18 protein-coding genes and 1 pseudogene are annotated in these 21906 nt (G+C 42.3%); 11 read left to right on the forward strand and 8 right to left on the reverse strand.

The window, feature by feature from the left end:
• Together HC723_RS11455 and HC723_RS11460 are read left to right on the forward strand one after the other, a co-directional pair.
• Nucleotides 1-192, forward strand: a 192-nt coding sequence (locus tag HC723_RS11455; protein ID WP_190339175.1) for an IS3 family transposase, incomplete at its 5' end; no start/stop codon positions are given.
• A 12-nt stretch (nucleotides 193-204) separates the two neighbouring features.
• Complete coding sequence (locus HC723_RS11460; RefSeq protein WP_190339176.1) at nucleotides 205-600, forward strand: DUF1064 domain-containing protein; 396 nt, start codon at nucleotides 205-207, stop codon at nucleotides 598-600.
• Between the two features lie 134 nt (nucleotides 601-734).
• Here the strand turns inward: HC723_RS11460 and HC723_RS11465 are convergent, their stop codons facing one another.
• Nucleotides 735-2192, reverse strand: a complete 1458-nt coding sequence (locus HC723_RS11465) for a hypothetical protein (protein ID WP_190339177.1) — start codon at nucleotides 2190-2192, stop codon at nucleotides 735-737.
• A gap of 344 nt (nucleotides 2193-2536) precedes the next feature.
• Between HC723_RS11465 and HC723_RS11470 the strand changes: the two are divergent.
• A pseudogene (locus tag HC723_RS11470) lies at nucleotides 2537-2776 on the forward strand (integrase core domain-containing protein); the annotation flags it as partial.
• Nucleotides 2777-3515: 739 nt separating this feature from the next.
• Here the strand turns inward: HC723_RS11470 and HC723_RS11475 are convergent.
• From HC723_RS11475 to uvrY, 4 genes are all read right to left on the reverse strand, one after another.
• Nucleotides 3516-5315, reverse strand: a complete 1800-nt coding sequence (locus tag HC723_RS11475) for an AMP-dependent synthetase/ligase (protein WP_190339179.1) — start codon at nucleotides 5313-5315, stop codon at nucleotides 3516-3518.
• Between the two features lie 264 nt (nucleotides 5316-5579).
• Nucleotides 5580-6140: a CDP-diacylglycerol--glycerol-3-phosphate 3-phosphatidyltransferase gene (pgsA, locus tag HC723_RS11480; RefSeq protein WP_153447004.1), complete on the reverse strand. Its 561-nt coding sequence runs from the start codon at nucleotides 6138-6140 to the stop codon at nucleotides 5580-5582.
• Nucleotides 6141-6186: 46 nt separating this feature from the next.
• Nucleotides 6187-8046, reverse strand: a complete 1860-nt coding sequence (uvrC, locus tag HC723_RS11485; RefSeq protein WP_190339180.1) for an excinuclease ABC subunit UvrC — start codon at nucleotides 8044-8046, stop codon at nucleotides 6187-6189.
• Between the two features lie 17 nt (nucleotides 8047-8063).
• Nucleotides 8064-8708, reverse strand: a complete 645-nt coding sequence (gene uvrY, locus HC723_RS11490; RefSeq protein ID WP_190339181.1) for a UvrY/SirA/GacA family response regulator transcription factor — start codon at nucleotides 8706-8708, stop codon at nucleotides 8064-8066.
• Nucleotides 8709-9240: 532 nt separating this feature from the next.
• On the opposite strand from uvrY, the gene HC723_RS11495 reads away from it, so the two are divergent.
• From HC723_RS11495 to HC723_RS11505, 3 genes are all read left to right on the forward strand, one after another.
• Nucleotides 9241-11703, forward strand: a complete 2463-nt coding sequence (locus HC723_RS11495; protein WP_190339182.1) for a DNA polymerase II — start codon at nucleotides 9241-9243, stop codon at nucleotides 11701-11703.
• A gap of 172 nt (nucleotides 11704-11875) precedes the next feature.
• Entirely contained in the window at nucleotides 11876-12445 is a 570-nt protein-coding gene (gene efpL, locus HC723_RS11500; protein WP_153447000.1) for an elongation factor P-like protein EfpL, read from the forward strand.
• A gap of 35 nt (nucleotides 12446-12480) precedes the next feature.
• Nucleotides 12481-12801: an HI1450 family dsDNA-mimic protein gene (locus HC723_RS11505; RefSeq protein WP_153446999.1), complete on the forward strand. Its 321-nt coding sequence runs from the start codon at nucleotides 12481-12483 to the stop codon at nucleotides 12799-12801.
• A 162-nt stretch (nucleotides 12802-12963) separates the two neighbouring features.
• Here the strand turns inward: HC723_RS11505 and rluB are convergent, their stop codons facing one another.
• A complete protein-coding gene (gene rluB / locus HC723_RS11510; protein ID WP_153446998.1) occupies nucleotides 12964-13980 on the reverse strand; it encodes a 23S rRNA pseudouridine(2605) synthase RluB in 1017 nt (338 codons plus the stop codon).
• A 271-nt stretch (nucleotides 13981-14251) separates the two neighbouring features.
• On the opposite strand from rluB, the gene HC723_RS11515 reads away from it, so the two are divergent.
• Nucleotides 14252-14941, forward strand: a complete 690-nt coding sequence (locus tag HC723_RS11515; RefSeq protein WP_190339183.1) for a DNA-3-methyladenine glycosylase I — start codon at nucleotides 14252-14254, stop codon at nucleotides 14939-14941.
• Between the two features lie 93 nt (nucleotides 14942-15034).
• On the opposite strand, the gene HC723_RS11520 is transcribed toward HC723_RS11515, so the two are convergent.
• Together HC723_RS11520 and rnm are read right to left on the reverse strand one after the other, a co-directional pair.
• Complete coding sequence (locus tag HC723_RS11520) at nucleotides 15035-15655, reverse strand: L-threonylcarbamoyladenylate synthase (protein ID WP_153446996.1); 621 nt, start codon at nucleotides 15653-15655, stop codon at nucleotides 15035-15037.
• Nucleotides 15656-15691: 36 nt separating this feature from the next.
• Entirely contained in the window at nucleotides 15692-16579 is an 888-nt protein-coding gene (rnm, locus tag HC723_RS11525) for an RNase RNM (protein WP_153446995.1), read from the reverse strand.
• A 528-nt stretch (nucleotides 16580-17107) separates the two neighbouring features.
• Here rnm and HC723_RS11530 point away from each other — a divergent pair.
• The 4 genes from HC723_RS11530 to trpCF are packed head-to-tail and all read left to right on the forward strand — an operon-like array spanning nucleotide 17108 to nucleotide 21899.
• Nucleotides 17108-18769, forward strand: a complete 1662-nt coding sequence (locus HC723_RS11530; protein WP_190339184.1) for an anthranilate synthase component 1 — start codon at nucleotides 17108-17110, stop codon at nucleotides 18767-18769.
• Between the two features lie 10 nt (nucleotides 18770-18779).
• Nucleotides 18780-19373: an aminodeoxychorismate/anthranilate synthase component II gene (locus tag HC723_RS11535; RefSeq protein ID WP_153446993.1), complete on the forward strand. Its 594-nt coding sequence runs from the start codon at nucleotides 18780-18782 to the stop codon at nucleotides 19371-19373.
• A 58-nt stretch (nucleotides 19374-19431) separates the two neighbouring features.
• A complete protein-coding gene (gene trpD, locus HC723_RS11540; protein WP_190339185.1) occupies nucleotides 19432-20430 on the forward strand; it encodes an anthranilate phosphoribosyltransferase in 999 nt (332 codons plus the stop codon).
• Nucleotides 20431-20447: 17 nt separating this feature from the next.
• The gene (gene trpCF / locus HC723_RS11545) at nucleotides 20448-21899 is read left to right on the forward strand and encodes a bifunctional indole-3-glycerol-phosphate synthase TrpC/phosphoribosylanthranilate isomerase TrpF (protein WP_190339186.1); all 1452 of its coding nucleotides are present in this window, start codon (nucleotides 20448-20450) and stop codon (nucleotides 21897-21899) included.
• The last annotated feature ends 7 nt before the right edge of the window (nucleotides 21900-21906 follow it).

Genomic DNA, 21906 nt, shown 5'->3' on the forward strand with positions numbered 1-21906 from the left:
GTCGAACGGTTCTTCGGTAGCTTGAAAAATGAATGGCTACTCAATGTGGTTTATTTAACGCGTGATGCAATGAAAGAAGATGTTGAAGAATATATCCGGTATTACAACCATGAAAGGTTGCATACTAGGCTTGGTGATTTAACGCCAATCGACTATGAAAAATTACAAAGTCAGGTGTCCTATTGGGCTTGACCAGAATAGAATATGGCGCACTTGGCATCCCTTGGAACAGGCCAACGCATTAGCGCAGCCGACTTTAGAAACGCAAAAGATATTGGCATAGCTCGCGTTAAAACATCAAAAAAGGCAAGTCTCACAACAGAAAAAGAGCCAGAAAAAAGGCATGGCAAGTACAATGCAAAAAAAACAGAGGTTAACGGAATAATGTTTGACTCCAAACTAGAATCAAAACGCTATGTCTCCTTGAGTCTTGAATTAAGAGCCGGACTTATCCAAGACCTACAATTGCAAGTGCCGTACCCTATCGAGATCAATAACGTGCTTGTTTGTAAATATGTTGCTGACTTTGTTTATAAACGTGATGGTGTGACTGTTGTAGAAGACTCAAAAGGTACGCTTACGCCTGAATACAAACTTTAAAAGAAACTTATGCTTGCCGTGCATGGCATCGAGATCTTAGAAACGAAAACCAAGAACGGTTAGCTTTTTTTGGGTACAAAAAAGCCTAGCTCAATTAAATCAATGAGCTAGGCTTTTTATTTACGTTTTACTTATTATTTCGCACTTGAAGTCAAAAAGACTGGCGCAGTTTCGCTCACGTCTTCATCTGACGCAAAGCTAAGGCTATCTGTATTATCAACAGCGATAGTGAAACCTGCAATCTTAGCAGTATCTAAAAATGCCTTGTTATACGCCAGAGCGCCACTTGCGACAAACTCTTTTGTCATAGCGCCAGAAGTAAAATCAACAGCAGCCATGATACTTAAACGCTCGTCAGCTCCAGCAGGGTATTGAGCAACAGCAACATCATTCTGCTCTAATTCCGCAGTATCTTTAAATCCAGACCACTCAGCAGGAAGAACAACAGGAATAGTCGCATTCGCATGAGTCACTTGATACGTGTCGTGTGCGTATCGACTTGCACCGTCAACGTATAACAACTCATTAAATAACAGAACATGGTCAAACGTTGGTGCGTCAAAAGTAACAACACCCGTGTCGTTATCACGGCTCATGTTTGAGATCATATCATCATCAAGGAATTCAACCGAGAAAGCGCCAGTATCACCTTCTTTTGTCGCTGTACGTGCTTGCCATACTTCCGTACCGACACTTTGCAACTTAACTGTTGTGATGGCGAGTTGGTCATAATCCGCACCATCCGGTTCATAGATAGCGCTATTGTCGATCACGCTCCCACCGTCAACCCAAGATAAAGAACCACCTTTAAGGAAGCGATACTCTAATGTTTTAGCAACAATGCCGTCACCATTAGTTAGGTCAGTTTGTTTCATGCCGTCATTTAAAAGGATATTATTTCCTTGCTCATTATCCATACCCTCAGCAGCAGTTGTAGCAGTAGAACCCCACTTGCTTGAACTATCAACTTGGTTGTAATTTAGCGAAAGAGCAATACCATAATCACCACCGCCCTCGCCTACAATCTCAGCAGGAACACCAATTGGCTCAGCAATGGCGACACTAGGGAAATCAGTGGCACTGTTATCAACTGTAAAGCTGTCACTATTTCGACCACTCACACAACCCGTTGCTGATACATCGCCAGTGTATGTATCACCATCAATAACAAAGTAACCATTCTTATAAAATGCTTCTTTTTGGATAGAAACGTAATCAGCACCAGTATCATCAACAGAAGCATCGCTATTGCTCCAAGTACGAACCGTTAAGAAACCGTGTTGAGGAATATCGCTAGCTTTAACTTTACCATCGCTACCAACCGATGCTTTTACCGGATTTGTACCGTCAGCGTCATTAATGTAAACATCTGCATTTGACGCAGGGCAAAGTTTGGTCATTGCAGTGCTTTCGTCACGAACCATAATAGTGATCGTATCTGCACCAGCACCATCTAAGCCATCGAAAGCATAATCAGGGATCACGTCGCCGCCGCCATTGTCGCCGCCACCGCCATTATCGTCACCACCACCACTACCACAACCTGCTAACAATACAGCCATAATTGCCGCTACTAAGTATTTACGTTTCATATCGTTTCCTAAAATGTTATCTAAAGGTGTTTGCCTTTTTTTTAAAGGCTTAAGGCGAAATGTCGAGGTTTATTCAATGGCTATTTTATATCAACGGCCAGAGTGAAATCCGTACAAAATAAAGTGTTTTATCTTATTTGGCAACAAAAAGGGATTCATCCTTAGACATAGCCAGCGTAAAATACTTTATTTGCTTCTAGTTGCTTTGTTTTTGCCTATTTACACTACAAGCAATTAACACATTAAAGGTTTTGCCTGTAAGTTACTTTTTTCTTTTTCCTTTTCGGCTTTATGTTCTCAACCGATAAAGAGATTATTTTCAGCACCTGTTAACGAGAAATGGCATCACATCATCAATGAGCAGCGTTGGAGCTTGTTTAGACAATGCTGTCGTCGAACGGTTCTTCGGTAGCTTGAAAAATGAATGGCTACTCAATGTGGTTTATTTAACGCGTGATGCAATGAAAGAAGATGTTGAAGAATATATCCGGTATTACAACCATGAAAGGTTGCATACTACACTTGGTGATTTAACGCCAATCGACTATGAAAAATTACAAAGTCAGGTGTCCTATTGGGCTTGACCAGAATAATCCAGCCAATCACATCCAAACAGACGCGAATAGCAAGGTTTAGGTGAGATTATTCAGGGTTCGGTCAGGCTTGAAGTGCGACGATTAAGCGGCATGCAGCAATAGCATGAGAATCGAATCGAATGGGTTCGCGTCATTACCACATAAAGATTGGCAATGATCGAATGGAGGCGTGTAAAGCTGATTTTTAAAATGGGTGTTAGTGTGTTCAATGTTGGGCTTCCCTAAAAAATGCGGCCTTATATTCCAGCATTTGTATCCCGTCTATTGATAATCATTTATCAATACCTACTCATACGTAATGGCACAATCAGCATGAATGTCCTTACGCGTATCCCCCAAGAATGCTCGAGATTAAAGCGAAAATAGCATAGTTATTATTTAGTTAATAATAAAAACAAAAGCCGTTGATAACGATATTATCAGCGGCTTTAATTTTATAGTACTAAGTGATTGATTATTTTAGTGAATATAAAGAGAGGGAACTGGTCGCACCATTAATAATACCAGTTCCATTTAATATTTGATCAATGTGAATACGCCGAAAAGACGCTGCTCCGTCCTTGGTCGCTTGAGAAAAAGCTATCCATGGCCTTTGATACTTTTCTTTATACTCAATTTTAACGATCATTAAATTTATGGCGTTGGTATAACTAGGGCAGACCCAATCAGATTATAGCTATCTTAAAGTGAGCTCGCTTAGAGATAGCTAGCCTAAAGATAGATAGCTTTAAACATACATCGCTTGAATTTCGTTGGCATACGCTTGGTAAATATTTTTACGGCGTAATTTTAAGGTTGGGGTTATCAAACCTTGCTCAATCGAAAATGGGCTTGGCAATAACGTAAATCTTTTGATTTTTTCAAACCCAGCCAACTCTTGTTGCAGTTCTTTCAAACGCTTTTCAAAATGCTCAACCACTTTGCTATTACGCAAAAGCTCAAGCGGTGATTCGTAGCGTAGTCCTTTCTCTTTTGCCCACAATTCTAAAGATTCAAAAGAAGGCACGATTAAAGCGGTAACATAGTTACGCGAGTCAGCGATCACTGCCACTTGCTCAATGAACGGACAGCAACCTACTTTACCTTCAACACGTTGCGGCGCAATGTATTTGCCATTAGAGGTTTTCATTAACTCTTTAATGCGATCGGTAATATATAAGTTACCGTTGGCATCAAACTCACCCGCATCGCCAGTTTTAAGCCAACCGTCTTGGAACGTTTCTGCGGTTTCCACTGGGCGATTATAATAGCCACGCATCACGATATCACCACGAACTAAGATCTCGTTATTTGCGCCAATCTTCACTTCAGTTTCACTTAGCACCTGACCATTAGATCCGGTAACACGATTGCCAATAGTATTACAGGTGACTGTTGCCGTGGTTTCTGTCATGCCATATCCACACAACACCGGAATATTGATCGCATGGAAAAAACCGACTACGTCTTTATCTAACGCCGCGCCACCACAAGGCATAAACTTCAAACGCCCACCGAGTACTTGTTGCAGTTTTGAAAAGATCAGCTTAGTCGCAATAACGTGTTGCACACTCAGCCAAGGATTAGCTTTAGCACGCTGTTGTTGTACCTCAAATTGACGAGCCCCCACCGATAGCGCCCAAGCAAACATTTTTTGTTGTGTCGCTGAGCCTTTTGCCACTTTCGCTTGGACTGCGCTATACACTTTTTCTAAAAAGCGTGGCACTACACATAAAGTATGTGGGCGAACCTCTGCAATCGCTTCTTTGATTTTATTGGTGTCAGAAAGGTAGACATTTTTACCACCACGACACAGAACGTAAAAGCTCCACGCACGTTCAAAGACATGACTAAGCGGTAAGAAAGCGAGTGATACATCCCCTTTGGCAAACGCGAGCTTTTGATCGTGTTGGCGCATGGTTGAGGCAATATTGCGGTAATCCAGCATCACACCTTTAGGATCACCAGTGGTACCGGAAGTATAAATAAGCGTAAGCAGATCATCTAAATTAGCATCTGATAAACGTTGTTGTAGTTCAATCTCACAATCAACGTCAACCACCATAGTGTCACTGATCAGCGTATCGAAATGGTGATGACAGTGTGTATTTAATAATTCCACACTTGGATCAAACACCACAATATGGGCAATACTATTACTGTGTGCTTGTAAATTACACGCCACTTTGTATTGTTCGGTGTTATCCACAAACAAGACTTTTACCTGTGCATCATTGATTATATAGCGAGCTTGCTCTGACGTACTGGTTGGATAAATCGGCACCACCACAGCGCGCGCTTTCAAACAAGCGATGTCCGCACAAGCCCATTGTGGTTTGTTATCGGATAAAATGGCGCAGGTATCTTGTACCCCTACCCCAAAATGGATCAGAACTTGCGCTATTTTTTGTGAGATGGTATCAAATTGAGTCCATGATACTTGATGCCAAGGCGCGGCGGTTTCAAATCCTTCCAGAGCGATTGTATCCTGTAAAGCATCGCTTTGTAGACGTAAAGAACCAATGAGATGATATTGTTCTAATGACATGTTGTGTTTACCTAATTATAAAAACTGGACTCATAAACAGATTTGAGCTTACAAGTGTTTCTTTTTTTGCGTATTCTATCTTATACCCTCTAAAATGCTACGATTTTTAGCTTACAGTTGTAAGTTTTTGCTTCAGATTTGTTCTGCGTCATGTTTCAAAGACATGACTTTATTTTAGTCGCTAAACGAATTTTAGGTATAAAAAAACCCCGCATAATTGCGAGGTTGTTAAATTCATATCAAAACGATTTATACCCTAAGCGCTTAATCGTCTTTTTCACCGGCTAATAAATCACCTTTCGCCGCTTTTAAATATTGGATCATCGACCAGTAAGTTAACGCTGTGGCGATATATAACGCGGCATAACCAACCCACACCATCCAATCATCGTAACGCCAAATTAATACCCATAACGCAAACATTTGACTCAGAGTTTTCCATTTACCAATCCAAGAGACCGCGACACTGGCACGTTTACCAATTTCAGCCATCCACTCACGCAATGCCGAAATAATAATTTCTCGCGCGATCATTGTTGCTGCAGGAATCGTGATCCAAATCGTATGGTAATGCTCAACGATTAGAATTAATGCTACCGCCACCATAAGTTTATCGGCAACAGGATCTAAAAATGCGCCAAAGCGAGAAGTCTGGCCTAATTTACGCGCTAACAGCCCATCGAGCCAGTCGGTAAATCCTGCAACCCAAAATACCATTGCGGCAGCAAAAGGCGCCCAAGTATAAGGAAGATAGAAAATAACGACAAAAACTGGGATCAGCGCCAATCGAAGTAAAGTCAAAATATTCGGTATAGTAAATCGCATAATTACGGGCTCTTGGTGAGTGCTGCTCAATGTTGCGTTAAAAACATTATTGTTTCAATGCTTGATGAATGATTTCTGCTAAAGATTTACTGATCCCTGGCACTTTGGTTAGTTCTTCGACAGTTGCACGCTTTAATTCTTGAATTCCACCCATGCTTTTTAATAAAGCTTGCCGACGTTTAGGACCCACCCCTTCAATTCCCTCTAAGGTACTGGTTCTTCTTGCTTTACCACGCTTGGCTCGATGACCACTAATAGCATGGTTATGACTTTCATCACGAATATGCTGAATTAAGTGTAATGCCGGTGCATCGCTAGGTAGATTGAACTCTTCACCATTGGTTTTGATTAAAGTTTCGAGCCCAGGTTTACGAGTTACCCCTTTGGCAATGCCTATCAATTCAGGTCGTTTAGGCCAATCTTTCCAGTATTTTCGCAAGATTTCATGCGCGCGATTTAGCTGCCCTTTACCACCATCAATAAAAATAATATCGGGAATTTTTTCAGCATACTGTTCATCGGTATATTGCTGTTTTGAATAACGTCGGTCCAGCACTTGCGCCATCGCCGCGTAATCATCCCCCCCCGTAATACCTTCAATATTATAACGTCGATAATCTTGCTTAACCGGTCCTTCTCGATTAAACACCACACACGAGGCAATGGTACTCTCTCCCATGGTATGGCTAATATCAAAGCATTCCATTCGTTCAATCCGTTGCAGCTTAAATTCTAACTCTAATGCTTTAACTCTTTGATTGACCGTCATCTTGTGGCTAATTTTTGCGGTTAGCGCACTCAATGCATTGGTATTGGATAAACGCAAATAACGCTCTCGCATACCACGAGGTTTGGTATGAAATTGAACTTTATGCCCCGACAGTTGTGCCAATGCCTCTTGCAGGCTGGAGGATCCATCAAATACGTTGTCATCAAATAAATCCCCATTCATAGTGATTCGGTTAGGAATGCTTGAGGCTTCGTTATGACTTAAATAATACTGATTTAAAAAGCTTGAAAACACTTCTTTATCATCGGTATTGGCTGGAATTTTAGGGAAATGACTTCGACTTCCCAGGATCTTTCCTTGTCTTATCATCAATAAATGAATACACGCCAAACCATTTTCTTTGGCAAATCCAATCACATCCATATCATCCAGTGAATCATCTGACACAGATTGCTGCTCTTGCACCCGACGAATGGCCTGAATTTGATCGCGATACTTAGCCGCCTGTTCAAACGCCAATCCTTGGCTGGCTTGTTCCATTTTTGCTATCAAAGCGTTCAGAACCTGATCGTCCTTTCCTTGCAAAAAGAGACGCACATAATGCACGCTTTCGGCATACTCTTCATCGCTTACTAAGCCTTTGACGCACGGCGCTGAGCAACGCTCAATTTGATACATCAAACACGGTCTGGTTCGGTTAGCATACACACTGTCTTCGCACTGACGCACCGGAATAATTCTTTGCAACAAATGCAAGGTTTCACGCACCGCACCAGCTTCAGGGTAAGGACCAAAGTATTCCCCTTTACGCCGCTTTACGCCGCGATGATACGCCAACCTTGGGTGTTTATGTTTTGAGATCAGAATATAGGGATACGATTTATCATCACGCAGTAAAACATTGTATTTAGGTAGGTATTGCTTGATGTAATTGTGTTCGAGGATCAAGGCTTCGGTTTCAGTATGAGTGACCGTCACATCAATTTTTTGGATATGCGAAACCAGCGCCTTGGTTTTCTCGTTATCTACGTTTTTACGAAAATAACTCGACAGGCGCTTGTTTAAATTTTTGGCTTTACCAACATAGATAACATCATCCATGGCGTTATACATACGATAAACGCCAGGTTGTTGTGAAACGGTTGATAAAAAAGCAGCAGAATCAAAATCTGCCAAAGGCACATCCATAGACTCTACAACGTCTCAGTTGTGATCATGCCATAACGAATTGCAAGGTGGGTCAGTTCAACATCCCCACCAATATCCAACTTGCTGAATAATCGATAACGATAACTGTTGACCGTTTTCGGACTCAAATTTAATTGCTCCGAAATATCGGTTACCTTCTCACCTTTGGTGATCATTAGCATGATCTGCAATTCACGCTCTGATAACTCTTTAAAAGGGTTATCCGAGGGTGCAGAAAATTGACTTAACGCCATTTGTTGCGCGATCTCTGGTGAAATATAGCGTTGACCACTATTGACCATGCGGATCGCATTCACCATTTCATCGGGCCCTGCGCCTTTGGTTAAATAACCAGAACCGCCTGCCTCCATTACTTTGGTTGGAAATGGGTTTTCGGTATGAATCGTCAAAACAATAATTTTGACATCGGGATTAAATCGTAAGATTTTTTTGGTAGCTTCCAAGCCGCCAATACCCGGCATATTCATGTCCATTAAGATAACATCCGCGTGATTAGCACGGCACCATTTTACAGACTCTTCACCACTGTTAGCTTCCCCTACTACTTTCATGCCACGGACGTCTTCAATAATACGTCGAATCCCTGTGCGAACCAGCTCGTGATCATCTACAAGAAAAACATTTATCACTCTTGTATCTCCACACTTGGATTATCGCTAATACTGTTAAGCTTAGTTGATAGGCTTAATTTTTATAGCATTCTACCTTAGTTAGTTAAAAACATGACCATAAATCTAATGATCAACGTCAATTTTTAAGGAAATTATAATGAAAAAACTTAATTTCTTTAACATACTGTATTAAATGACTTTATTTAAGCCAATAACCTTATAAAGAAAATGGTTTAACTAACGAATTGTTGGTTATTATACATTTGTATTATTAATGATTTTATCCATAATGCAAATAAAAAACCGTCAAACGCCGGAATAATGATATAGCCCAATTCATTGACGTTATCGTAAGCGCTTGCTATCCCAACCACAATTACCACTCCATAGTTATGCTAAATCATTAAATCTGAACTTTCTGGAACTGATTGAGGTTTATTAAAGCATCTTAGATTTATAAAGCACCTAAGAACGATAAAGCTCCTAAGATTTATAAAGCATCTTTTGTTATTCTAACTCCAATTCATTCACACTCTCTTTGGATAAAGCAGTGTCATCATCGATCCAACAGGGTTTTATCTTATCTCGACAAGCCCGAGATGTGCGTTCGTCTTTTCAGATTAATCACAGCCATTCTATGCAGACTTCTGATCAGCTCAGCCATAATAAAACCCTTATCGAAATTTGGCTGGCTACCGACTCGGGTCCTGTTCAGTTACTCATCCAAGACCAACAAGTTGTGTTTTTTATTACCAAGCAAGATCAAATAAAGGCTGAGCAACTTATCGCGGATGCCTTTGGAGAGCAAACTCCCATTCAGATGAAAAGCGTGCCACTCAAAACCTTTGAACAAAACGCGGTGCTTGCCTGTTACACGCCGAATAATCAAATATCCTATCAAGCAAAACAACTTTTTAATCAGCACGGCATTATTACCTTTGAAGATGACATTCGCTTAACCGACCGCTATTTAATGGAGCGCTTTATCCGAGGCGGAGTGCAATTTATCGGTGATCGCACCCAAAAGCAGGGTTATCAAAGCGTCAGGCAAGCAAAATGTAAACCGAGTGATTACAAACCTAATTTAAGCGTGGTTTCACTCGATATTGAATGCTCCGAAAAAGGTATTTTGTATTCTGTTGGGCTTGATTCAACACTAGACAGTCGCGTGATCATGATTGGTGAGGCCCCTAATCCCCTAGCTCCCATCCAGAAAAAAAATGAAGAGCTGCACATTGAATGGGTAGCAAATGAATTAGCATTACTTAAAGCGTTAATCCAATGGTTTCGCACTTTTGATCCCGATATTATTATTGGCTGGAATGTTATCGACTTTGATTTTCGCTTACTCGATAAACGTGCCAAATGGCATAAGCTACCGTTAGCGATCGCACGGGGTAGTCAAAACCTCTATTTCAGGCAATCAAAAACCACCCAGCAAGGCTTTGTGTCTATCCCTGGTCGAGTGGTATTAGATGGTATTGATACGTTAAAAACCGCGACTTATCATTTTAATTCTTGGACATTAGAGTCGGTTTCACAACAGTTACTTGGTGAAGGCAAAATCATTCATGATCCGTTTAATCGTATGGATGAAATTAATCGTCAATTTCGTGAAGATAAACACTCCCTTGCCCGTTATAACTTGCAAGATTGCCGCCTAGTGACGCGAATTTTCGACCAAACGCATCTGCTCCAATTTGCGATTGAACGTACTCAGTTAACTGGAGTGGAGCTTGATCGTATTGGCGGTTCGGTGGCCGCTTTTACCAATCTCTACCTGCCTCAATTGCATCGCGCTGGCTACATTGCGCCTAATCTTCAATCGGAGAATTGGCTTGCTAGTCCCGGTGGCTATGTGATGGATTCCGATCCCGGTTTGTATCACTCGGTATTAGTGTTGGATTTTAAATCGCTCTACCCTGCTATTATTCGCACTTTTCTTATTGACCCACTTGGTTTAGTCGAGGGCTTACAACAGTCGATCGGAAAACAAGATGATCAAGCGGTCGCGGGATTTAGAGGTGGACAATTTCATCGCGACAAGCATTTTCTACCCAAGATGATCGAACAATTATGGCAAGCAAGAGATGTCGCCAAGCGCAATAAAGAAGCGGCATTTTCTCAAGCCATCAAAATTATTATGAATTCATTTTATGGCGTACTGGGCTCGTCTGGTTGTCGATTTTTTGATACTCGCCTTGCATCATCAATTACCATGCGTGGACATGAAATCATGAAGCAAACTCGGGTGTTAATTGAAGCGCAAGGTTATCAAGTTATTTACGGTGATACTGACTCCCTATTTGTGTCTTTAATCGAGCCACATACCCCAGACAAAGCCGATAAAATTGGTCATCACTTAGTGACAACAATTAACCATTGGTGGCAGCAACACATACAAGAAGAATTTCATTTAACCTCGGCGTTAGAGTTAGAATACGAGACCCATTATCAGCGCTTTTTAATGCCGACGATTCGCGGCGCTGAAACCGGTTCTAAAAAGCGTTATTGCGGTATGATTGTCGAGCAAGGCGTTGAAAAAATGGTGTTTAAAGGGCTTGAAAGCGCTCGTACAGATTGGACAGCGTTGTCACACCATTTTCAACAAACCCTATATAACATGGTGTTTCATGATAAAGATCCACAAAGTTTTATTCGTCAATATGTTGACGATACCTTAGCCGGAAAATTTGATGATGATTTGGTCTACCAAAAGCGTTTACGCCGTAAGTTAAACGAGTATTTAAAAAACATTCCGCCTCAAGTTCGCGCCGCCAAACTCGCCGATGATCACAATGCTCGATTAGGTCGTCCACTGCAGTACCAAAACAAAGGGCGTATTCAGTATCTCTTTACCATAAACGGACCGGAACCTAAAGATTACTTACACAGTCCAATTGACTACCAACATTATATTGATAAGCAATTAAAACCGGTCGCCGATGCTATTTTGCCTTTTATTGGATTAGACTTTGAATCGGTCATCGCGCCACAAATTGATTTATTTTGAGGCCCTTTTACTGTCTACCGCCACTTTTCTTTGTCGTTCGGTGCAGATCGTGATATTTTCTGCTCGTCATTTACAATTCATCGCGGTAAGACACTATATTGATATCAATGCAGTAACCATAATATCAATGCCGTGACCAAGCGATGCTTAAAAAATTTATTAGGAAACACTCATGCCTAAAGCCAGTGAAATTAAAAAAAATGCCGTTGTTGAAGTGAACGGTCAAGTTTACTCTGTTCGTGAAGTTAGCAAATTAACCCCAAGTGGTCGTGCTGGCGCGAGCTTGTATCGCATGCGCATGTACAACATCGCTACCGGTGCTAAAGCTGACGAAAGCTACAAAGCCGACGAAATCCTGACTTTGGCTGATTTTAGCCGTCGCAGCGTGATGTTTTCGTACATCGATGGTGCTGAATATGTCTTCATGGATAACGAAGATTACACCCCTTACCACTTCAACAAAGAAACTATTGAAGATGAGATTTTATTCTTCAATGAAGATACCCAAGGCCTAAGCGTGTTAATCGTCAATGACAAGCCAATTGGCATTGAATTACCGACCAGTGTTGATCTTGTGATCGTTGAAACCTCACCATCAATTAAAGGTGCATCGGCCAGTGCTCGTACTAAGCCTGCCACTTTAACGACTGGTTTAGTGGTTCAAGTACCTGAATATATTGCTAATGAAGAAAAAATCAAAATCAACACTTCTGAGCGTAAGTTCATGAGCCGTGCAGATTAACAACACATATTCACTTTTAAAAATATTAGGAAATTATGACTGATTTAATCTCTCTTGATGATGCCATCGATGTTGCGTATGACATTTTTCTTGAAATGGCACCCGATAGCTTAGATGCTGTCGATGTGATTTTATTCACCGCTCAATTTGAAGATCGCGGCGCAGCAGAAGCGGTTGAGACTGGCGATGATTGGTCACAACATGTTGGTTTTGAGGTGGATAAGGAAACGTACGCAGAAGTGAAAATTGGTTTAGTCAATGAAGCCGATGACACACTTGATGATGTCTTTGCTCGTATGTTGATCAGCCGTGATCCTGACAATAAGTTTTGTCATATTCTTTGGAAGCGTGATTAAGTTTTTGTAAGAGGGATAACTTATACCCATTCCATTGAATCTTTGATACATTTGGTATTGCCTTCAAACTAAAACCTCCAAATAGCAAAATGCCGAACTCGCTTTAACAGTGAGTTCGGCATTTTTTATGTTTTCAATCTATACCCATCTTACTTGGGTAGATTAAATTCTTGTTCTGCCCTTTGGCTTAGGCAAACCGTTATTCACACGGCGTTGCTTCGGCTTTCCATCGCGCCCGCCGACGGCCTCACCATTGTTTGCTTTATTGGTGGTGGTGCCTTTTGTAGCAACGTTACCGCGCGTGGTTGAACGGCTACGACCTTTAGTAGTCGTAGTGGCTCTTTCTTCATGGCGTTTAACCGCACGACGAATTTTTTGCCCACGCGAACGATCACGTTTACGCGAACCTGCCATTGGATCAATCAAAGTTTCACGCTCTGGTTTTAAGTCTACCATTTCACGCAAGTAGTTCACTTCTTTCAGTTCAAGCTCAATCCAACCACCACGAGGGAGTGATTTTTCAAGATAGATTTCACCATAGCGAACACGTTTCAGACGGCTAACCGTTACCCCTTGAGATTCCCATAAACGGCGAACTTCACGGTTACGACCTTCGGTGATCATGACATAAAACGTATGGTTCATGCCTTCGCCACCCGCATGCACAACGTCTTCAAAACGTGCCATGCCATCTTCAAGTTCAACACCGCGCGTCACGTTGCGAACCATTTCTTCGGTCACTTCACCAAAAACACGCACCAAATATTCACGCTCAACTTCACGGCTTGGGTGCATTAAACGGTTGGCTAATTCACCATCGGTGGTAAAGAGTAATAGACCACCGGTGTTAGCATCTAGACGACCCACCGATACCCAGCGCGAGTCTTTAATTTTTGGTAAGCGATCAAATACGGTACGGCGACCTTCAGGATCGCTACGCGTACACAACTCACCTTCGGGCTTGTTGTACGCTAATACGCGGCAGATCACTTCTTCCGATTCTTTTACCGATACTTTATGGCCATCGATACGGATAAGGGCATTTTCATCTTCTAGGCGATCGCCCAGTTTTGCCACTTGACCATTAAGACTCACACGACCAGCTTGGATCATCGCTTCTAATTCACGACGAGAACCATGCCCTGCACGGGCTAAGATTTTCTGTAATTTTTCGTTCATGGGTTAACCTTTTGTTTGTCGACTTCACAGCCGTCTTTTATTGTTCTCATGATGAATTAACCATACAAAACAATAAATTAAAAATAATTTAGCTTTTCATCCGTCTTTAAGCTTCCATCATGGATTGCTCAAGCGCTAAGAAAAGGCAGCAGAGTATACATCAAACCCTACTGAGATAGAATAATTTTCCACCACGTGGACATCATTATCATTACCTTCTGTCACTATTTTTGTTAACCTCATCGCTTCCCTCACAACTTAATTAATAATTATGACGATTGAACATTTCGATGCTATTTATCAACGAGCCGCAGAACGTAAAGGTGGAGAACAACAATTAGAGTTGTTGGTGAGTAAACCCCTTTCTCAAGCAGAGTTACAACACATCACCGACGATCGTTGGCTGGCTGCTTTTACCATGAAGGTGTTTCAATGTGGTATTTCGTGGCAGGTAGTCAGAAAAAAATGGCCTAATTTCGAAAGCTTATTCTTTAACTTCAAGCTTGAACCGTTAATGATGCTACCCGAAGAAATATGGGAACAAAAAGCACAAGATCCGAGTATTATTCGTCATCTTACCAAAGTAAAATCCATTCCAAAAAATGCGCAAATGATTCATTCTGCTCAGTTTGAATTTACGTCGTTCTCTCACATGGTTGCCCATTGGCCAACGGATAATATTATCGGTTTATGGCAGTATTTGAAAAAACACGGAAATCGATTAGGTGGTAATACTGGCCCTTATACTTTACGTCAAATGGGCGTTGATACCTTTATTTTATCGTCCGATGTTGAATCTCACTTAAGGAATATTGGTGTGATTGATAGCGCTCGAGGAACAAAACGTGCCATGCAAGCAGCACAAAAAGCGTTTAACCATTGGCAACAACAATCAGGTCGTAGCCTTTCCGAAATTAGCCAAATTATCGCTTATAGCTGTGGTGATAATCAGGTGCTGTAAATCGCCGATAGAAATCAACATTAAAAAGCCTCACCGTATAAAAAATACGATGAGGCTTATATAATTAAGTGACCACGACAGGTAACTGATGAATCACTCAAACGGTGAAGGATCCCCTGCACCGCGTCTTACTACCACCATTTCATCTTCACTAAAATCAATGACTGTGGTTGGTTGCTCGCCTAAGAAACCGCCGTTCATGATTAAATCTACCGAATGTTCCAGCTTATCGCGGATATCCTCTGGGTCGGATTCGGCGTAATCGTTGCCCGGTAAAATCAGAGTGGTCGACATTAACGGTTCGCCCAATGCTTCGAGTAGATCCAAGGCGATTTTATTGTCTGGCACACGAATACCAATGGTTTTACGTTTGGCGTTCATTAAGCGACGTGGCACTTCTTTCGTGCCTTTAAAGATAAAGGTATAAGCGCCAGGAGTATTGCTTTTCAATAAACGGAAAGCGCTATTATCAATACGGGCATATAAAGAGAGTTCCGATAAATCGCGGCACAATAAAGTAAAGTTGTGTTTATCATCAATTTTACGAATGCGACAAAGGCGTTCTAGTGCGTTTTTGTTTTCAAGTTGACAGCCTAGCGCATATCCAGAATCGGTCGGATAAACGATAACGCCGCCATTACGGATGATCGCAACCGCTTGTGTGATCAAGCGTGCTTGCGGATTGTCTGGGTGTAAATAAAAAAACTGGCTCATTGTTATTCCTTGAGTCTGTGACGGGCAAGTATTCGCTTAATTAATCTTATCTTCTGGTGTCGAATAGCTACCGGTTAACGGTATATGTGCGATTGCTTGCCAATCCTTCCACACGGGTTCAACCCCGGCGGGTAACCATAAATTTCGGCCCAATTCCATCCACGGGGAAGGATAATGAAAGTCCGAACCTTGTGATGCTAATAAGTTGTATTGTATCGCATAATCCGCCAGCGTGCGTCGTTCTTGTGGCGCTTGTTGTGGTTGAGCAACTTCCATTGCATCACCACCTGCTTCAACGAATGCGGCAATTAAACGCTTCATCCATTTGGCTGTCAATTGATAACGGCCTGGATGCGCTAAAACTGCCTCGCCTCCTGCGGCATGAATCGCATTAACCGCATCGATCATGGTGCACCACGATGGCGGCACATAACCGGGATTATTACGGGTTAAATATTTTTTGAACACCATCTGCATGGTTTTCGCGTAACCATTATCCACCAGCCATTTAGCAAAGTGAGAACGCGTAATTGAGGCCTCACCCGCAATGGCTTGGACTTCTTCTAATACTCCCTCACGCGTGTGTTTGGCTAGGCGCTCTGCCATCAACTCGGAACGATCAATTCGACGTTGTTTTTGTTCGGCAATAAGCTGCTTTAATTCAGCGTTTTCAATATCAATATTCAAACCCACAATATGGATATCTTTATTTTGCCAAACGGTCGAGATCTCTATGCCATTGATTAAATGAACTGGCAAAGATTGCTCGTTGATATAGCGTTTCGCTTGGTCTATCGCATCGATGCTGTCGTGGTCGGTGATGGCAAATACATCAATATTAAATTCGACGGCACGATCGATCAATTGCGTTGGAGAAAAACGCCCATCGGAACATGTGGTGTGGCTATGTAAATCAATACGCATTAAAGAGTCTCAATGTATACCCGTATGACTTAAAGCAACCGCTTTAAGTTATTTTGGCTATATTTTAAAAAAGGCTTGACTAAAAACCACCAAACTAGTTTACTAGTACATAAGTTTTCAAGCTAACGAATTGGGTTAGTCTTTTCAGTACAAGGAACTAGAGCTATGTTTTCATCGTTATCACAAGATTCTAACATTCATCGCAATCACAAAGAACCGCTTTGTGTGCTTTCCTTGCTCTCTCTTATTCTTAGCTGGCATGCTTGGCGCTTACTATCTTAGTTGGGGCTTGCTTTATATCGTTAGGCAATCAACCCGCTGAGAATGCGGGTTTTTTAATGCCTCTCGTGCTTTACACCAACTAAAACGATTAAATAATCACCAAAATAACGCTTTCATTTTATCTAAGTCGATTAATAGTAAAAAAGGTATTGGGGCATGATTAAGTTTATGCGACTATCGATAAATAGCAAAAATCGGTAAGCCTGTGAAAGCAAACGGAATTAAAATCAAGTAAAAGGACGTCTTATGAATAAGGCAGCACAGATCCATAATGCAATGATAAGCAAAAAGCACCCGATTGAAGTATTTCAATTAGAGACGCCTTATCTCGAAGACCCGACACAAGTGTTTAATGCTTTATGCGTCAACGCAGATCATGCGCAAGACACACAAAACAGTTTGTTATTAGAAAGCGCCGAGATCAGCTCAAAAGAGAATTTAAAAAGCTTATTATTAATTGATGCTGCGGTTCGGATCGAATGCCGTGGTCATAATGTGGTTATGACCGCCAAAACAGAAAATGGTCAGCAACTACTCAAAGCGGTAAAACAAAATATTAATCAAGCCAATAACGTATTAACTAAGGCTTGTGAGTCACAGCTCGAACTTACTTTTTCGACCTTAAATGAATTACTGGATGAAGATACGCGCTTACGTGAAGCTTCAAGCTTTGATGCGTTACGTTTAGTTCAGCATAGCTTTGATATTGAAGGCAAAGATAAACACGCAATTTTTATCGGTGGTTTATTTGCTTATGATTTAGTCGCTAACTTTGAATCATTAGGTCATGCTAGCAGCATTGATAACTGCCCTGATTATGTTTTTTATGTCGCCGAAACCTTAATGGTGTTTGATCATCAAACCCAACATTGTAGTGTGCAAGCCAGCGCCTTTGATGCTAGCCAAGTGACCAAACAACAATTGCAACACCGCCTGCAAGAAATCCGTCAACATTGCACCGATGTGCCACCATTACCGACTGCGATTAATGTTGACGATATGACGGTTAAAACCAATATCAGTGATGAGCAATTTTGCCAGATCGTGCGCGATCTTAAGCAAAATGTGATTCAAGGCGATATTTTCCAAGTGGTGCCCTCTCGCCGATTTACCTTACCTTGTCCTTCACCGTTAGCCGCTTATAAAGCGCTTAAGCAAAGTAATCCCAGCCCATATATGTTTTATATGAAAGACGAATTGTTTACTTTGTTTGGCGCCTCACCAGAAAGTGCTTTGAAGTATGATGCTGAGAGCGAACAAGTTGAAATTTACCCTATTGCCGGCACTCGTGGTCGCGGTAAAAATGCTGACGGCACGATTAACTTTGATTTAGACAGCCGCATCGAATTGGAATTGCGCAGCGATAAAAAAGAAAACGCCGAACACATGATGCTGGTTGATTTAGCGCGTAACGATGTGGCTCGAATTGCCACTGCTGGCTCTCGCCATGTGGCCGACTTATTAAAAGTGGATCGCTACAGCCATGTCATGCATTTAGTATCACGCGTGGTGGGCGAATTACGCTCAGATTTGGATGCGTTGCATGCCTATCAAGCCACAATGAACATGGGCACCTTAACGGGCGCACCTAAAATTCGCGCGATGCAGTTTATTCGTGAAGTAGAACAACAACGTCGAGGCACCTATGGCGGCGCGGTTGGTTATTTGACCGGCGAAGGCGATTTAGACACTTGTATCGTGATCCGTTCAGCTTATGTTGAAAACGGCATTGCCACGGTTCAAGCTGGCGCGGGGGTGGTGTTTGATTCCGACCCACAATCAGAAGCCGATGAAACGCGCGGGAAAGCTCAAGCTTGTATCAGTGCCATTCAAGCCGCGCACCAAGCTCAATCGAATCCACCAGCGTCTCATCAACCAGTTTCACACCCACAAAGCTCACAAGGATAAGGTGACTATTATGGCTAATATCGTATTTGTCGATAATTTTGATTCTTTCACTTATAACCTTGTCGATCAATTTCGCAGCTTAGGTCATTGCGTCACTATTTATCGTAACAACATTGCCGCTCAAACAATTGAACAGGCAATCAGCCAATTAGATAACGCGGTTGTCGTATTATCGCCAGGGCCTGGTGAGCCGAGTAAAGCCGGTTGCATGCCAGAGTTGATTCAACGATTAAAAGGCAAGGTGCCGATGATTGGAATTTGCTTAGGCCATCAAGCGATTGTCGAAGCCTATGGCGGCACAGTGGCAGGCGCGGGCGAAATCATCCATGGTAAAGTCTCAATGATGGTGCATGGTAATCACCCAACTTATCAAAATCTGCCCTCTCCCTTTGCTATTGCACGTTATCACTCATTAGTAGCAACCCATGTGAGCGAGCAATTAACCGTAACATCGGAAGTCGATGGGCTGGTAATGTCCGTGGTTGAAGAAAATCATAAAGTGTGTGGCTTTCAGTTTCACCCTGAATCGATCATGACCACTTATGGCGCAACGTTATTAGAGAACACCATTCATTGGGCGTTAGATACTCAAATGCAAGCCTAATAACGAATAACAAAAGCGCATAACGAATAGAGCCAAGAATTTAGAGTAAGGACACCACATGCAAAACATCATTAATAAACTGTACGCCCAAACGGATTTGAGCGAAAACGAAAGTCATCAATTATTCGATATCATCATTAAAGGGGATATGGATCCTATTTTACTTGGCGCGGTGTTAACCTCGCTTAAAATCAAAGGTGAGACGCCGCAAGAAATTGCCGGAGCCGCTCATGCTTTATTAGCTAATGCCTCTCCTTTTCCTACTATTGAAGGCGACTTTGCCGATATCGTCGGAACTGGCGGCGATGGTTCGAACACTTTTAATATTTCCACTACAGCCGCTTTTGTTGCCGCCGCATGTGGCGTAAAAGTCGCCAAGCACGGTAACCGTGGCGTATCGAGCAAATCCGGTTCATCTGACCTACTTGATTCGTTTGGCATTAATCTTTCAATGAGCCCAGAAGAGACCAAAGCCGCCATTGATGATATTGGGGTGGCATTTTTATTTGCTCCGCAATATCACGGCGGCGTTCGTCATGCCATGCCAGTACGCAAAGCAATGAATACGCGTACTATTTTTAACCTACTTGGCCCTTTAATTAATCCAGCTCGCCCTAATATACAATTAATGGGGGTTTACGATGAGTCATTAGTCCGCCCAATCGCCAAAACGTTAGCCCAGATGGGACTAAAACGTGCCGCTGTGGTGCATGGTAGTGGATTAGATGAAGTCGCGATCCACGGCTCAACCTTGGTGAATGAAATCGTCAATGGTGACATTATCGAATACACTTTAACCCCGCAAGATTTTGGGGTGAACACTCATCCACTTGAGGCAATTCAAGGCGGAGAGCCAGACGAAAACCGCGCCATCATCACGCAAATTCTCAATGGTGAAGGCAGCGAGGCGCAAGTGTCTGCAGTGGCAGTTAATGTCGCGCTGCTATTGCGTTTATTTGGCCAGCAAGATCTCAAAGCCAATACTCAACAAGCAATAGAGGCGATGAATTCTGGCAAAGCGTATCAACTCGTCACTCAACTTGCCGCTCGCGGTTAATCATTAAAGGAAAGGCAATGGAAACGGTACTCGCAAAAATAGTGGCTGATAAACGAATTTGGGTGGAAGAACGTAAAGCGCAGCAACCGCTCACCAGCTTCAAAGATCAACTCACACCCAGTGATCGCAGTTTTTATGACGCGCTCAATACTGGCAAAACCGAGTTTATTTTAGAATGTAAAAAAGCCTCGCCATCAAAAGGCTTGATCCGTGATGACTTTGATCTCGATTACATTGCTTCGGTCTATGCCAAACATGCCAGCGCTATTTCAGTTTTAACCGACAGTAAATATTTCCAAGGTGATTTTGAGTTTATTCCTCAAATTCGTAATCAAGTCACCCAACCTGTGATTTGCAAAGACTTTATGATTGATGAATACCAAGTCTACTTGGCGCGTCATTATCAGGCCGATGCCATTTTATTAATGCTGTCTGTGCTCGATGATGAAGAATATCGTCACCTTGCCAATGTCGCCACCCGCTTAAACCTTGGCTATTTAACCGAAGTCAGCAACGAAGAGGAGCTGGAGCGTGCAATTGCGCTAAATGCCCCCGTCGTTGGGATCAACAACCGCAATCTACGCGATTTATCCATCACCCTTGAGCGCACCAAAGAACTGGCACCTCGCCTGCCAAAAAGCACTATAGTGATCTCAGAATCGGGGATCCATAACCATCAACAGGTGAAAGAACTTTCTCAGTTTGCCAATGGATTTTTGATCGGCAGTTCATTAATGTCGGAAGACAACTTAGAGCTGGCAGTACGTCGAGTATTGCTGGGCGAGAATAAGGTCTGTGGTCTCACCCACCCTGATGATGCCAACGCCGCCTATCAATCAGGTAGTGTGTATGGCGGTTTGATTTTTGTTAAAAACTCCAAACGTTGTGTCGATATTGAGACTGCGCGCTTAGTCATGAGCGGCGCACCTCTTCATTATGTTGGAGTGTTTCAAAACCTCAGTAGCTATAAAACACAGCTGGTTAAAAACAAAGCTCTGCAAGGCCACAGTTTGGATGAAATCGCACAAATCGCCAATCAATTAGGTTTAGCGGCGGTGCAATTACATGGCAATGAAAGCCAAGCCGATGTAACCGAGCTTAGATCTTTATTACCTAAAAGCATTCAAATATGGAAAGCCTATGGGGTGAGTAATGCCCTGCCAACCCTCTTAACCAAACATGTTGATAAACACTTACTTGACGCGCAAGTCGGTAATCAATCTGGTGGAACAGGAAAACGCTTTGATTGGTCATTGCTCGATCAACTGGCCAGCACAGCCGCAGGGAAAACCTCTACCAGTCATCGTGCCCGTATTATGCTCGCGGGCGGACTATCGCCTGACAACATCGTTGAAGCCGGACAATTAGGCTGTATTGGATTGGATTTAAACTCAGGGGTTGAACGTGAACCTGGTAAAAAAGATCCGGTTAAAATTACCGCCGCATTTACAGCATTAAGAAATTATTAAGGAAAAT

Origin of the sequence: Vibrio sp. S11_S32, assembly GCF_014694465.1 — a bacterium.
GTDB lineage: Bacteria > Pseudomonadota > Gammaproteobacteria > Enterobacterales > Vibrionaceae > Vibrio > Vibrio algicola.